Source organism: Pseudaminobacter soli (ex Li et al. 2025), assembly GCF_003012705.1.
Classification (GTDB): Bacteria; Pseudomonadota; Alphaproteobacteria; order Rhizobiales; family Rhizobiaceae; genus Pseudaminobacter; species Pseudaminobacter soli.
In genome coordinates this window covers 18,565-32,341 of record NZ_PXYL01000015.1, presented here as the reverse complement: position 1 = coordinate 32,341, position 13,777 = coordinate 18,565, and the positions used below count along the sequence as shown (strand labels likewise).

Genomic DNA, 13,777 nt, shown 5'->3' with positions numbered 1-13,777 from the left:
TGCGAGAGGCGCTCCGGGCGGTGAAATGCAGCGCCGCCTCGTCCCTCAAGGCAACATGGGACGTCCCTCGATGCGATGATCGTGACGAGTTTTCAGTAGCTTGTGTGAAGGTCGCGGCCGTGCTGCCGGACGCGAGAACAATCGACCCTTCAAGCGGTAGCCGCCTAGGCGATTTGGAACAACAATTGGACGTCCGGGTTAACGCTGGCATTTGGCAAACAAAAGAAGAAAGGACGAAGGTCATGCGCAGGCTCGTGATCGCATTCGCCACGACAGTTCCTTTGATCTGCGCGGCTCACGCGCAAAATGCTGAAAGCACCAGCACTCACACGTTCGTTGTCGCAAAGCCGACAGATGTTCTCAGCTACAACCTCATTAAGCTGAAAATCAAAAACGGTGCAAATGAAGAGGTTGGCGAGATCAAGGATCTGGTCCTCTCCCAAAACACCCTTGCAGGCTATGTTGTCTCCGTTGGCGGCTTCCTCGGATTGGGAGAGCATTACGTTGTTGTCAGCCCCGAGGCGGTGAAGATCACCTACGACGAGAACGACAAGCGGTGGACAGCGACCATGGACGCAACCAAGGACCAACTCAAGGCTGCCCCAGAGTTCAAGTACGAAGGCCGCTGGAAGCGGTAGATCGATTCATCTCCCACAGCAGTGGGCGGCCGGCGCGACAAGTGCCCCATGCACGCCGGCCAGGCGGCAGACTGCCAGCCTATATCTGACTGCGTTGTAGACATACGTGACTAGAGCCGGGGAGGCAACTTCTGACGGCCGATTGGATTTCGACTTCTTGCCCGTCGGCGGAACAACAGCCCGGCCCGAGCGCGTTGCGCCGTTGCGCTCGTTTTTGAAGGCCCTCGCGGGCGCAAAGCGTCAAACAGGCCCGTCGTCTCACCCCAGGCAGCGGGCTTGCTGTACAAGTCCCCAAAGAAGCGGCGCGGCTCGGAGTCGGCGCCGCCGACAGGGCATCCGCCACTCCGGGGAATGGACTACACCTCCATGTGATCCTGGCCCGGGGAATTTTCTTGTTCGCGATGCGTTTGTCCAGGAGGTCCGATAGAGGCCCAACCCCGACGATCAGCGCATCGAGGTCAATCCCCTGCGATCATTCCGGGCACTGGGCTCCACGGACAATTTCCCTTGGAGAAGACAATGAAACGCTATCTTTCAACACTCGCGTGCTCGGGATTGCTGGGCATTGGAGCGCTCATCGGCACTTCTGCCTTTGCCGACAGTATCTCCAACTCACCTTCCGCAATGCCCGCAACAGACGGCCAGACGTGGAATACGCGCTGCGCCACGGCTGCCTGCCAGGGTAAATCTGAGCCAGCCGTTCTGGTCCGCCAGTCCGCCGACAGCGTGGGCAGCGGCCTGCAGTTTGTCCACGGCGGTGGTGGCGGCGGAGGCGGCTTTGGCGGCGGCGGCGGTCACGGCGGCAGCGGCTTTGGTGGCGGTGGACACGGCTTTGGTGGCATGGGCGGCGGTCACAGCTTCGGTGGCATGGGTGGATTCCATGGCATGGGAGGCTTCCACGACGAAGGCTCCCGTGGCTTCCACGGCTTCCGCGGTGAACGCCATGACGGCCGCTTCCACCATAATCGGCACTTCTTCAATCAGGGAGGCGGCGACGTCTACTACTGCGGCCCCTATGGCTACGGCCCCTATGGCGCCTGCTATCAGGGATATTGATCGGACACGCCAATTCAGCCTGGAGTTTCGGCGGCATCTGCCCCTGTGACCAAGCCTGCCCGGAGAACCAGTGGCTCATGCGGAACAACAGCACTGCCGCCACGTTGGGCTGGTTGCACTTGCAATCAATCTCCCGAGTGCATCGTAGCTGCCCGCCGTCTTGCCTGCGGCGGGCTTCTCTTTTGGGGCGGGAACTGTCAAGCGCAAGAAAGTACCCCGGATAGCAAGCTCCAGGCTCTAACGATGAGCACAAAGGATCGTGTCAGCAATTCAGGTGCTGCCGCGTGGTGCTTGTGAGCTCCCGCCAGGGGTCTTGCTTCTCTCCGAAGTCGGCACCGGGCCGCTTCATGATCGGGTCGGACGGAGAGGCATCTCAATCTTTTTTGCGAACTGACCAGAAACCTGGCGTTCAAGCCCGCCTCGAGATTGCCTACCCACCCGTCCCTGCACGGGACCTCTATCCGCGCGGCACGCGGAATTCTAATCCAAACTCAGGCCGCTTTGGCCTCCCAGCGGTATGGCGTGTTGTCCATCCACATTCGATGCAGGATCACGGCCAGCCGCCGTGCCCCGCCACAACGGCTTTCGTCATCCCTCGGCGTTTGGCGATTTCCAGCCCCCATTCCCGGAGAGGGGACGACTTCTTCGAGAGCCGCAGGATGGTGCCGGCCGCCTCGACGAGCACCCAGCGGATGCTCGGATCGCCACACTTCGAGATGCCCTTTTCCTGGTCGATCTCTCCCGATTGATATCGCGTCGGCGTCAAACCGAAGTGAGCAGGGACTGATCGTGATCGCCCAAACCGGCCCGGCTCATCGACCCCAGCGCGAAAGCTCAAGGCCACCATCGATCCGACACCCGGCGCGGTCATGAGGAGTTGGCAGACGTCGTCGGCCTCCGCCATTCGCTCCATAGCCTTGTGCAAGCGCTGATACTGTTCCCGCAGAACCCGGCGAACTTCCAGGAGAGGGTCAATGACCTGTCGCAGATGAGGAGATCGCTCCAACAGCTCAAGAATGCGCGGCTCGAACTTGAGGCGGGACACCACCCCAACCTTGAGGCCGAAGTTGCTGTCACCCCCGCAGCGGGAGCGCCACGGGAGCCCCAATCATCCGATCTTCATTTTGCGCAACTATCTTGCGTTCTGCGGAAATCAGTCCAGTTCGCGTTGCCACCGGGTGCACCGCGATCGTTCAAGCGCTGCCAAGACGCTGCCAAAATACTCCGCCGCGGAGCGCAGAAGAGTGCACGGCGCATCTGAACTCACCCCCAGCACCGGCAGCGTAGGTCAGAGTACGAAAAAGCACATTCTCGTTGCCGAAGGGCGAACGACGATGACGCAAGATTCCGCCAAACACGCCCGATTAGGAAGGCGAGATAGAAAGCCGCGAGGTGTGACGTCGGGCGATTGTGTTGTTTCTATAGGTTATGGCCTCGCGCGAGATCCAGGATTTCCGCGCACCTCGCGGCGATGCCGGTTTCTCTGCGATTTCCGGGCTTTGATGCGATGTGCGGAGTCTCGGCCATGAGCGCCGGGGACGACTTCCGCAACCGGCCCGGCCGCATTCGTTCCACCAGCGCGCGGCGCGCCAGACCGTTTATTGCGCAGGCGCTGGCTACCGCGCGCAGAAGGCAAGTGCGCGATCCCCCGGACGCAAAACGTTCGGTCGCCAGCATAGTATCAGCCGGGGTACTAGGCGGTACTCATGCCATCGGCGTCGAACAGCGATGCATGATTGACATTTATCGCGATGCCGACCGTTTCGCCAATTCTAACCGTCATGTCCGCCGGTGCGCTGACATTGATCAGCCCAAGCCTGTCGTTGCGGACAAAGATGTTGGTGTTGCCGCCGAGATATTCGGCAACCTCGACCGTGCCGCGGCAGTTGCCGGCTTCCGGCGCGACGAGCGTGAGGTGCTCGGGGCGCGCGCCGAGTTGGGTCGGTGCGCCGGAGAAGGCAAGTGCGAGCGTGCCCTGGCCGCAAAGGTCGAGGTTGCCGTCGCCGGTGGGACTGCAGGCGAGAACGTTCATCTTGGGGCTGCCGATGAACTGGGCGACGAACAGGTTGGCGGGACGCTCGTAAAGCTCGTGCGGGCTGCCGTGTTGCATGACGCGGCCCTCCTTGAGCACGACGATGCGGTCGGCCAGTGTCATCGCCTCGACCTGGTCGTGGGTGACGTAGATCGTGGTGGCGCCGAGCGAGCGGTGCAGCTTTGCGATCTCGAGCCGCATGTCCACGCGGAGCGCTGCATCGAGGTTGGACAGCGGCTCATCGAACAGGAAGGCGACCGGCTGGCGCACGATGGCGCGGCCTATGGCGACGCGCTGGCGCTGACCGCCCGACAGCTGACGAGGGTAGCGGTCGAGCAGGTGCGTGAGCTTCAGTGTCTCCGCCGCCTGGTCGACCTTGGCCCGGATTGCGCCGGAAGGCAGTTTGGCGAGCTTGAGGCCGAAACCCATGTTCTGGCGCACGGTCATGTGCGGATAGAGCGCGTAGGACTGGAACACCATGGCGAGCTGGCGCTCGACCGGCGGTGCCTTGGTGACGTCCTTGCCGTCGATGAGGATCTGTCCAGAAGTCGTTTCCTCAAGCCCGGCGATCATGCGGAGCAGCGTGGACTTGCCGCAACCGGAGGGGCCGACGATGACGACGAACTCGCCGTCGGCGATCTCCAGGTCGAGATCCCTGATGATCTTAGTGGCGCCGTATTGCTTGCCTGCCTTGCGCAGCGAAATCGTACCCATAGGTTCCTCCGAAAGCTCAGCCTTTGACCGCGCCGGCAGTCATGGAGCCGCTGATCTGGCGATACATGATGAGGCCGAGCAGAACCGGCGGCAGCGCGCCGACGACCATCACGGCGGACGCAACGCCCCACTGCACGCCGCCGCCGCTGGCAGCGAAGAAGAAGGACGCGCCGACGGTGATCGGCACCGCCTTGGACGTGGTCAGCATTAGGCCGAACAGAAACTCGTTCCAGGCGGTGATGAAGCCGAAGATCAGGCTGGTGACGATGGCCGGCCGGCACACGGGGGCGATCACGCTGATCAGGATCTGCTTGCGGCCGGCGCCGTCCATCAGGGCGGCTTCATCGATCTCACCGGGCAGGTCGCGAATGGCGTTGACGAGGATGACGAGCGCCAGCGGCAGATTGACAATGGTGAGGATCAGGCCAAGGCCGAGGCGGGTGTCGAGCAGGCCGAGCCACTGGAACATCATGTAGAGAGGGATGGCGAAGATGATCAGCGGCACAGCGCGCAGATTGACGATGAAGGGCAGCAGCATGCGCTCGCCGACTTTGCCGCGCGCAATTGAATAGGCCGCGGGCAGGGCGAGCGCCACTGCCAGGCCGGTGCCGAGTAGGGCGACGACGATGCTGTTGAACAGGTAGAGGAAGATGTTCAGCCGGTCAGAGACGGTGAAGACGGCGGAGTAGTTTTCTAGCGTCGGCGCATTGACCCAGAGGCCGGGATTGGTCGACAGCTCGCGCGCGCTCTTGAAGGAGGTGGCGAGCGTCACCAGAATCGGAAAGTTCATCGCGAAGGCAGCGACGCCGAAGACGAGCCAGCGGAGCGCGGTGATCATCTGATAGCTCCCTTGCGGCGGTTGGCGAGATAGTTGAGGCCGTAGAGCACGGCGAAGGACACCACGAACAGGATGACGGAAGCCGCGACCGCCTTTCCGATGGCACCCTGTTTGAAGAAGGCCTCGTAGATATAGATCGACAGTGAGGCGGTGGAGCCGCCCGGGCCGCTGCCGGTTAGCACATAGACGTTGTCGAAGACACGGAAGCCGTCGATGAAGCGGATGAGCAGGGCAACGACGATGGTCGGCGCCATCAGCGGCAGCTCGATGTACCAAAGCCGGTGGCGATAGCGGGCGCCGTCCATGGCGGAGGCCTCGACGATCTCCTTGGGGATCGCTTGATAGGCCATGTAGAACAGCAGCAGCGCGAATGGCGTCCACTGCAGAGTCTCGACCACGATCAGCGTCCAGAAGGCGGAAGCCGGGCCGAGGAAGGAGAAGCTGGCCCCGAACCAGGTCCAGAGATAGTAGGGCACCGGGCCGACGAACTCGTGCAGGACGAGGCGATACATCAGGCCGACAAGTGCGGGCGCCACCATCAGCGGTAGCATCAGGATCGCCATCAGCCAGCTGCGCCTTTCGATGAGCGGCGACAGGAAGATGGCCAGGAACAGCCCGAGCGCGCATTCGAGGAGGGCGGTGAGCAGGCCGAAGCGCAGCGAGAACCAACTCGCCTGCCAGAATGAGGCATCGTTCCAGACGGAGGCAAAGTTGGCGAAGCCTGATACCTGGGGATGCCGCAGATTCTCGAAGGTGACGTCGGAGACTGAATAGACGAGGTTGACGATTGCCGGGAAGCCGAGAAACACCAACAGGAATAGCACCAGCGGCGTCGCCAGCTGCTTGAATTCGGAAAAAGGGGCGCGTTGCGTCAGCGTTGTCATCAATCGATCTAAGGCTGGCTTCCCGATGGAAGCAACAGTGGCTGGTTGGGCTGAAGCTGGGAAGGCCTCGCGGCCCCGCCCTTCCTCACGCTCAGCACTTGGCACCTCTGACGCGCATAGCTGGCGCGAACAGACCGCTCCAACATCGCCGCAACACGTAAGTGGGAGAGGTGCCGAGTCCTGAACCTGTGAGGAGGTGGGCCGATGGCGGCGGGGCCGTCGCCATCGGCCGGCTTGCTTACTTGAGCAGTTCGGCCATGCCCTTCTCGGTATTCTTCAGCGTGTCGTCGAGCGACTGCTGGCCCGACCAGTAGCCGGTGAATTCCTTGGCCTGGAGCTCGTAGACCGATAGTGCCTTGGCCGAGGTGCCGCCATTCATGACGTAGCCATACTTCGAAGCGAACTCGCCGAGCTGGACCAGGTCGGGACGCTCGGCGGCGACTTCCTTGACGACTTCAGCCGTCAACGCAGGGGCCCCGCTGTTCTTGGCGTAGATCAGCGCGGCTTCCTTGGACGACAGCCACTTGATGAACGCCTTGGCGCCCTCCTTGTTCTCGGCGTTCTTGTTGAGACCGAAACCGAGGCCGTGGATGTGGGTGAAGCGTCCTTCCGGACCGCCAGGCGGCGCCATGGTCGCAGTGGTCTCGGCGACGGCCGGCGACTTCTCTTTCGAGGTCAGGTCGGAGGCAGCGGCGTTCCACTGCACCATCGCGGCGACCTGGCCGGAAGCGTAGGCGGCATTGGCCTCGGCGAACTCGTAGGACAGCGAGTCTCGCGGCGTGGCGCCAGCATCGTAGAGCAGCTTGTACGTCTCGAGGCCTTTGCGGTAGGCGTCGGAGCTGACCGTGATCTTGCCGTCGGCGTCCATCCAGTTGCCGCCATAGGCGCGCGGCAGCGACTGGAACACCATCATGTTGAACAGTAGGTTCTTGAGTTGCAGCACGGTGCCGTAGCGGGTCGGGCTGTCCGGGTTAACGGCTTGCGTGAAGTAGAGCGCGGTCGCGGCGTAGTCATCCCAGGTCCACTCGTCCGGGTTTTTCGGCTCGAGCTTCTTGCCAAGATGCTTCTCGGAGATCTCCGCGAACTTGGCCTTGGCGGCATCGTCCTTGAGTAGCGCGTCGATCAGATCCTTGCGGTAGTACATGAAGTGCAGCGACAGGTCCGTCGGCACGCCGTACTGCTTGCCCTCGTACTGCATCGTGGTGAGCACCGAGTCGCCATAGACGTCCTTGGCCTCTTCCGACAGTTCGACCGGCTCCATGAAAGGCGCGTAGCGGCCGATGGAGTAGGTGGCGAGCAGGTTCGCGTCGAAGGCCTTGGAGCCGGCGGCGAGGTCGGCCTGCAGCTTGTCCCAGAAGCCGTCGCGGTTGAAGAACAGCAGCTCGACCTTGTTCTCCGCAGACACGTCGGCCTTGGCGTTGTAGGCGTCGGCGGCGGCGCGCAGGGCGGTTTCCTCGGGGCCGCCGGGCCAGCCGAGCACGGTCACCTTGGCGAATGCGGGGCCTGCCAGCAGGCTGGCGATTGCGACGGCAAGCAGGCCGCCTTTCCTCATCTTGGCAAATATCATTTTCAGTTCTCCCTCCAAGTTAGTTCAGGCGTTTAGCGAGGTCCGCAACGCCCACGACGCCGGCGCTCTCTCCGAGTGCGGCGGCGTGAAGCTGCGGGGTGAGCCGCGGCGGCAGGCTTCCCAGCGCCTGCCGGACGGATTCGAGATAGCCCGGCGCGAGACCGATGCCGCCGCCGATGACCATGCGTGCGGGGTCGAGCATGAGCTTGATGTTGCGGCACAGGAGCGCTGTCTGGCGTACCGAGGCTGCGACGATGGTTTTGGCCCAGTCGTGGCCGGCCGAGGCGGTCGCGAAGACGTCGCGGGCGGTTGCGCCGGGCTGGTGGGGCGCGGCCTGCGCGGCGATCCAGTTTCCAGAGACGTTGTCCTCGAGCACGCCCGCATCTTCGTCGAGGCTGCGGAGCAGGCCGAAATGACCGGCGAGCCCGCCGAGCAGGCGGCCGTTGACGACGATGCCGCCGCCGATGCCGGTGGAAATGGTCAAGAACACCAGGTCCTGGCCCTGGCCGGCGCCGAAGAAATACTCACCCCAAGCCGCGGCCTGGGCGTCGTTGGCGGCGAGCACGGCATCGCAGCCCGACAGTCGAGCAACCGTCTTGACCAGCGGAAAGCGGTCCGGGATGTCGAGTGTCTTGCGGTTGAGCGGCGACCAGCAGCCGTCGTCGATGATGCCGGTGACGGCGACGCCGACCTTATCGTAGCGGCCCTTCCAGCGGGCAATTGCGTCAAACAGGGCAACGAGCCATTGCTCGGGGTCGCCACTGCGCGGCGTCGGCATCTTCTGGGTTTCGAGAACCGCATCCCCGTCCACCAGCGCGGCGAGCATCTTGGTACCGCCGATGTCGAGTGCGAGAATGGTGTTAGAGCGTTCCATGCCAATCAGGCTCCCGCCCTGGCGATGGTTTCGTCAAGCGCGGCACGGAACCACTGGGTGACATGCTCGGGCCGGGTGATGGCCGAGCCGACGACGACCATCGCCGCGCCCGCGGCAAGCGCTTCCTGGGCCAGGGCGGGCGTGCGCACATTGCCCTCGGCCACGACATGCGGCGTGAGCTTGCGCATAGCCGAGATGAGTTCGAGATCGGGCTCGGTGGGTTCGACCGGGCCGGTGTAGCCGGCGAGCGTCGAGCCGACGATCTCGGCACCCTCGGCCAGCGCCTGCTCGGCGTCCTTAATGATCGAGCAGTCTGCCATGGCGACACGACCATGGGCATGGATGCGTTCGACGAGCGCCTTGGTGGGCACCGGGCGGGTGCGCTGGGTGGCGTCATAGGCGATGATGTCGGCACCAGCGGCGGCGAGCGCGTCGACATCGTCCAGCCACGGCGTGATGCGGACCGGGCTGTCGTCGAGGTCGCGCTTGACCAGGCCGATGATCGGCTTGTCGGTGGCGGCACGCGCGGCGGCAACATAGTCGGCCGATTCGATGCGCAAGCCAGCGGCGCCCCCGTCGATTGCCGCCAGCGCGAAGCCGACGACCATCGCCGCATTGTCCATCGCACCGCCCTTCACCGGTTGGCAGGACACGATGAGGCCATTCTTCAGGGTTTCGGTATCAAGCGGCACGCCGGGCATCTCCTGTGAGGCCCTGACGGTAGCAACCTAAGACCAGATTGCAACAGGCTTTGAACTGGTATTATCGCATCAACTCGATGACGAAGTCGTAGACATCGCCGCGATATTTGGTCTGGGTGAACTCGACGATCTGGCCGTCGGCGAGGAAGCAGCGGCGCTCCATGACCAGAAGCGAGATGTCCCCCGTCGTTGCGAGGAGCATACGCTCTTCCTCGGTCGCGGGCTTGGACTGCATGCGCTGCAGCGCCCGCACCGGCAAGGCACCGGTAGCTTCGAGATATTCGTAGAGCGATTCCTTGACCTCCTGCGGGTCGGGCACGAAGCGGGCCGGAAGGGTCGCGATCTCGATGGCGATCGGCGTGCCATCGGCCGTGCGCAGGCGCCTTAGTCGCACTACCTTCTCACTGCCGGAGATGCCCAAAGCCATCATTTCGGCCGGTGAAGGCCGTGAAGTTTCGCGCGAAATCCAAACGCAACCGGGTTCCAGGCCGCGTGAGCGCATGTCCTCGGAGAAGCTTGTCATGGTCGCCAGCGACTTTTCGAAGCGTGACGAAACCACCGTCTTGGCGCCTTGGCGGCGGTCGAGAAGTCCGTCCGATACGAGGCCGTCGATCGCCTTGCGGACCGTGACGCGCGAGATGCCGAGCGCCTCGCTTAGCGCCCGCTCACTGGGAATGACGGCGCCGCGTTTGATATGCGAGGAGGCGACTGCCTGCTTCATGGCGTGTTCCAACCGTCGGTAGAGCGGCTCGTCGCTCTGACCTGAAAGCTGGCTGCCGAGGAAGTCGAGGATCGGCTGATCGGTCATGGGAAACGCCCTCCATGGGCACAATCCTTACCAATTTCTTTTCTGATATTAAACTGGTATTGTTTCTATTCGGTACATTTCCACAAACGGAACGCATATCCACCCTTCGATCGAACGCGCAATCAGAATCAGTCTTGAGTTCGTTTCTGGCGGCTACGAAGTGCTCTTGTTTTTTTGGCCATTCTGGGCTGCGCGATAGCCGAGCCACGCAAATGCCACAGGGACGCTGGCGGAATGGGTCGGCACAGCAGCAACATGCCCTCTCGGGTGCATCCACAGAGCGAGGTCGCTACGGTTGCTGATTTCCACGGCTTCCACGTTTTCCCCTGGTTCGTTTTGGCAGAGGTCTTATAGCGATCTTGCCCAACGATGCGGTCCACAAAGGAGTGGCTCGGCGAATAATCAAGGCAACCTGTTGGAAAGCCTACATGGGCAGTCGGCACCTTACCCACGGTCCATTCTATCCCTTTTCAGCCGGCTCTTCGTGAGATGCTTTAGAACAGAAGCTCGATAAGCGTCTCGCGCAGGCCTAGTCCGTCTTGGAAATCGCGGCCAAGGCTACCAAGAGTCTGCGCCACGGCGGCGACGAGATCGGCGTTGCTTCCGGCTGTTTCGCCGCCAGGCAGATAAAGGTTGTTTTCGAACCCGACGCGGATATGGCCACCGAGAAGCGCGGCTGCCGTCACGCAGGCGGCTTCATGCCGACCGAAGGCGCAAACGCTCCAATGCGCAAAACTTGGACGGTCAGGCGCGAGGAATGGCAACAGATCCTCTGGCACCGATGTCTGCTCTTGTGTGTAGCGCCCGAGCACAAACAGGACCGGGACATTTGTCCACGGGATTATCCCCCTGCGCTGCATCTCCGCCAGGCGCTCAGCCTCCGCGGGATCGTAGAGGATGATTTGCGGAAACACATTTTCCATCCTCATCCAAAGTAGAAGATTGGCGAACTCAGCCTCGCTGGTGGCATCGGGAATGAGTTCCCTCAAGGCAAGGGAAACGGCCTCCGGTTTCACTTCTTTAATGACGGCTATCTGCTCGGGGGGGGAATAAATGCCGAGCGCCTCGCTGGTGATCTGGATGACAAGCCGATCCCCCACTTTCGACCGGATGGAAGCGATCGCCTCACGATAAGCGCCCGCATCGAGCAGATGACCGCCATTCCGGTCCCGCACATGGACGTGGATCATCGCTGCGCCGGCATCCAGGCAGGATGCAGCAGTTTCTGCGAGCTCAGGGGCTGTTAATGGAATAGCCGGGTGATCGGCCTTCGTCCGCCGTCCGCCATTGGGCGCCACGGCAATCGCGATTCGCTGCGTTTGGTTCGCCTTCATTCAAGCCAGCCTTCGGTATGGATTCATTTGAATCATCTATTGATGAAATGAAACATGTGTTGCATACATTTAGCCGAGACGCCCTGAGGATTGCAATGGAACACGGTCCCCTCGCTGGACAGATCGTAGAGGCTTATGACGGCATGTCGGCCCAGCTCCAGGCCGCGGCCCGCTATGTGCTCGACCGGCCTCGCGACGTCGCACTGCTATCGATGCGCGAACAGGCCCGGCAGGCGGGCGTCCAGCCGGCGACGATGACCCGCCTTGCCAAGAATCTGGGCCTGGACGGTTATGACGCGATCCGGGACGCATATGCCTCTGCGCTGCGCGCCGGCGATATCGGCTTTGCGGGCAAGGCCGGTGCCCAGGCTCTGACCCAGAAACTGAAAGGCGATCATGCGCTCGCCGGCGAGGTGCTTGCGTCGATGAGCCGCCAGATTGCCGGATTGATGGAAGAGGCGCCGCTCAACCGGATCGTCGCTGCCGCAAAGCGGCTGGCGTCGGCCCGCCGCGTCTATTGTCTCGGCTTGCGCTCGAGCCACTCGGCGGCCTGGCACTTTCACTACATCCTCTCCCTTATCGGCGAAAAGTCCACCATCCTCGACGGGATCGGCGGGACCGGCTCCGACATGATAGGCCGGGCGACAGAGCAGGATGTGCTGTTCGTTGTCAGCGTGCTTCCCTACACGCGCGCCACTATCGAAATCGCCGAGTACGCGCATTCGCGTGGCATCCCGGTCATCGCCATTACCGATAGCGAGGTCGCGCCGCTGGCCAAGCTCTCGGAGGCGGCCGTCATCATCCCGACCGACAGCCCGTCCTTCTTCCACACCATGGCGCCTGCCTTTGCGGTGGCCGAGGTCCTCGCCACCCTGGTCGCGGGCCATGGCGGCGACGAGGCGCTCGAAGCCTTGCGGCGCTTCGATGACCAACTCGGCGCCTTCAATGTGCATCTGACCACCCGCGCCATCAAGAGACAGCCATGACACATATTCTGCATCGAACGATTCATACCAAGATGCCGGTGGCCGTCGGCGGCAAGGGGATCGAGCTCATCGACGCCGAGGGCAAGACCTATATCGACGCCTCTGGCGGGGCCGCTGTCTCCTGCCTCGGCCACGGTCATCCGGAAGTGCTGGCAGTGCTTCATGAACAGCTCGACCGGCTCGCCTATGCCCACACCTCGTTCTTCACCACCGAGGTCACCGAGAAACTTGCCGATCGCCTCGTCGCCGATGCTCCCGAAGGCCTGAACCACGTCTATTTCCTGACTGGCGGCTCCGAAGCGGTGGAGGCCGCGCTCAAGATGGCGCGGCAATATTTCGTCGAGAAGGGCGAACCGCAACGGCGCCACATCATCGCGCGCCGTCAGAGCTATCATGGCAACACGCTGGGCGCGCTGGCGACGGGTGGCAATGAATGGCGGCGCGCGCAGTTCAGGCCGCTGCTGGTCGAGACCCACCACATCGACCCCTGTTTCGCCTACCGCTTCCAGGAGACCGGCGAGAGCGACGAAGCCTATGCCGCCCGCGCGGCCGACCAACTCGAACAGAAGATACTGGAGCTCGGCCCCGACCAGGTCATGGCGTTTGTGGCTGAAACGGTCGTGGGCGCCACTGCAGGCGCGGTGCCGGCCGTGGCCGACTACTTCAAGAGAATACGCGCCATCTGCGACAAATATGGCGTGCTGCTGATCCTCGACGAGGTAATGTGCGGGATGGGGCGCACCGGCACGCTGCATGCTTGCGAGCAGGAGGGGGTGGTTCCCGACCTGATGACCATCGCAAAAGGGCTCGGCGGCGGTTACCAGCCGATCGGCGCGGTGCTCCTGCATGACAGGATCTTCGATGCTTTCGCGCAAGGCTCCGGCTTCTTCCATCACGGCCACACTTACACCGGTCATCCCATGGCTGCGGCAGCGGGGCTGGCCGTGCAGGAGGTCATCCATCGCCACAACCTGCTCAGCAACGTCGTGGACATGGGCGACTATTTTGAAAGCCGGCTAATCGAGCGCTTCGGCAATCACCACAATGTAGGTGACATTCGGGGACGCGGCCTATTTCGAGCGCTCGAGTTCGTCGGTGACCGGACAAGTAAGGCGCCGTTCGAACCGGCGCTGAAACTCAATGCGCGAGTCAAGAAGGAAGCGATGGCGCGCGGGCTGATGGTCTATCCGATGGGAGGCACTGTCGACGGCAGGGCGGGAGACCACGTGCTGCTGGCGCCTCCCTTTATCGTCAACAAGCAGGATGTGGATGCGATCGTCGACCGCCTGGGAGAAGCCGTCGACGCCGCCATCGCATCCACCAGGTAAGAAATTCGGCCATTGGG

General features: G+C 62.7%; 13 protein-coding genes. 4 read left to right on the top strand and 9 right to left on the bottom strand.

Going from position 1 to position 13,777, the window contains the following annotated elements; genetic code table 11:
• The first annotated feature begins 242 nt into the window (after positions 1–242).
• Entirely contained in the window at positions 243–638 is a 396-nt protein-coding gene (locus C7I85_RS22905; protein WP_106726410.1) for a PRC-barrel domain-containing protein, read from the top strand.
• A gap of 519 nt (positions 639–1,157) precedes the next feature.
• Positions 1,158–1,694, top strand: a complete 537-nt coding sequence (locus C7I85_RS30610; RefSeq protein WP_146148925.1) for a hypothetical protein — start codon at positions 1,158–1,160, stop codon at positions 1,692–1,694.
• Positions 1,695–2,244: 550 nt separating this feature from the next.
• Here the strand turns inward: C7I85_RS30610 and C7I85_RS22895 are convergent.
• From C7I85_RS22895 to C7I85_RS22855, 9 genes are all read right to left on the bottom strand, one after another.
• Entirely contained in the window at positions 2,245–2,739 is a 495-nt protein-coding gene (locus C7I85_RS22895) for a transposase (RefSeq protein ID WP_146148924.1), read from the bottom strand.
• Positions 2,740–3,387: 648 nt separating this feature from the next.
• On the bottom strand, positions 3,388–4,440 hold the full coding sequence (locus C7I85_RS22890) for an ABC transporter ATP-binding protein (protein WP_106726344.1): 1,053 nt from the start codon (positions 4,438–4,440) through the stop codon (positions 3,388–3,390).
• Between the two features lie 16 nt (positions 4,441–4,456).
• Positions 4,457–5,278, bottom strand: a complete 822-nt coding sequence (locus tag C7I85_RS22885; RefSeq protein ID WP_106726343.1) for a carbohydrate ABC transporter permease — start codon at positions 5,276–5,278, stop codon at positions 4,457–4,459.
• The gene (locus tag C7I85_RS22880) at positions 5,275–6,162 is read right to left on the bottom strand and encodes a carbohydrate ABC transporter permease (RefSeq protein WP_106726342.1); all 888 of its coding nucleotides are present in this window, start codon (positions 6,160–6,162) and stop codon (positions 5,275–5,277) included. Before C7I85_RS22880 ends, C7I85_RS22885 begins: the two co-directional genes overlap by 4 nt.
• A gap of 238 nt (positions 6,163–6,400) precedes the next feature.
• Entirely contained in the window at positions 6,401–7,729 is a 1,329-nt protein-coding gene (locus tag C7I85_RS22875; protein ID WP_106726341.1) for an ABC transporter substrate-binding protein, read from the bottom strand.
• A gap of 19 nt (positions 7,730–7,748) precedes the next feature.
• Positions 7,749–8,603, bottom strand: a complete 855-nt coding sequence (locus tag C7I85_RS31725) for an ROK family protein (RefSeq protein WP_106726340.1) — start codon at positions 8,601–8,603, stop codon at positions 7,749–7,751.
• Positions 8,604–8,608: 5 nt separating this feature from the next.
• On the bottom strand, positions 8,609–9,295 hold the full coding sequence (locus C7I85_RS31720; protein ID WP_245445056.1) for an N-acetylmannosamine-6-phosphate 2-epimerase: 687 nt from the start codon (positions 9,293–9,295) through the stop codon (positions 8,609–8,611).
• A 70-nt stretch (positions 9,296–9,365) separates the two neighbouring features.
• Positions 9,366–10,112, bottom strand: a complete 747-nt coding sequence (locus tag C7I85_RS22860; RefSeq protein ID WP_106726339.1) for a GntR family transcriptional regulator — start codon at positions 10,110–10,112, stop codon at positions 9,366–9,368.
• Between the two features lie 494 nt (positions 10,113–10,606).
• The gene (locus C7I85_RS22855) at positions 10,607–11,446 is read right to left on the bottom strand and encodes a 3-keto-5-aminohexanoate cleavage protein (protein WP_106726338.1); all 840 of its coding nucleotides are present in this window, start codon (positions 11,444–11,446) and stop codon (positions 10,607–10,609) included.
• Between the two features lie 95 nt (positions 11,447–11,541).
• On the opposite strand from C7I85_RS22855, the gene C7I85_RS22850 reads away from it, so the two are divergent.
• Positions 11,542–12,432 carry a MurR/RpiR family transcriptional regulator gene (locus C7I85_RS22850; RefSeq protein ID WP_106726337.1) on the top strand — a complete coding sequence of 297 codons (891 nt, stop codon included), beginning with the start codon at positions 11,542–11,544 and terminating at the stop codon, positions 12,430–12,432.
• The gene (locus C7I85_RS22845) at positions 12,429–13,760 is read left to right on the top strand and encodes an aspartate aminotransferase family protein (protein ID WP_106726336.1); all 1,332 of its coding nucleotides are present in this window, start codon (positions 12,429–12,431) and stop codon (positions 13,758–13,760) included. Before C7I85_RS22850 ends, C7I85_RS22845 begins: the two co-directional genes overlap by 4 nt.
• The last annotated feature ends 17 nt before the right edge of the window (positions 13,761–13,777 follow it).

Excerpts from the sequence above, each read along its gene's own strand:
- C7I85_RS22905 (WP_106726410.1), top strand. The coding sequence starts at position 243 with ATGCGCAGGCTCGTGATCGCATTCGCCACGACAGTTCCTTTGATCTGC.
- C7I85_RS30610 (WP_146148925.1), top strand. The coding sequence starts at position 1,158 with ATGAAACGCTATCTTTCAACACTCGCGTGCTCGGGATTGCTGGGCATT.
- C7I85_RS22890 (WP_106726344.1), bottom strand. The coding sequence starts at position 4,440 with ATGGGTACGATTTCGCTGCGCAAGGCAGGCAAGCAATACGGCGCCACT.
- C7I85_RS22885 (WP_106726343.1), bottom strand. The coding sequence starts at position 5,278 with ATGATCACCGCGCTCCGCTGGCTCGTCTTCGGCGTCGCTGCCTTCGCG.
- C7I85_RS22880 (WP_106726342.1), bottom strand. The coding sequence starts at position 6,162 with ATGACAACGCTGACGCAACGCGCCCCTTTTTCCGAATTCAAGCAGCTG.
- C7I85_RS22875 (WP_106726341.1), bottom strand. The coding sequence starts at position 7,729 with ATGATATTTGCCAAGATGAGGAAAGGCGGCCTGCTTGCCGTCGCAATC.
- C7I85_RS31725 (WP_106726340.1), bottom strand. The coding sequence starts at position 8,603 with ATGGAACGCTCTAACACCATTCTCGCACTCGACATCGGCGGTACCAAG.
- C7I85_RS22860 (WP_106726339.1), bottom strand. The coding sequence starts at position 10,112 with ATGACCGATCAGCCGATCCTCGACTTCCTCGGCAGCCAGCTTTCAGGT.
- C7I85_RS22855 (WP_106726338.1), bottom strand. The coding sequence starts at position 11,446 with ATGAAGGCGAACCAAACGCAGCGAATCGCGATTGCCGTGGCGCCCAAT.
- C7I85_RS22850 (WP_106726337.1), top strand. The coding sequence starts at position 11,542 with ATGGAACACGGTCCCCTCGCTGGACAGATCGTAGAGGCTTATGACGGC.
- C7I85_RS22845 (WP_106726336.1), top strand. The coding sequence starts at position 12,429 with ATGACACATATTCTGCATCGAACGATTCATACCAAGATGCCGGTGGCC.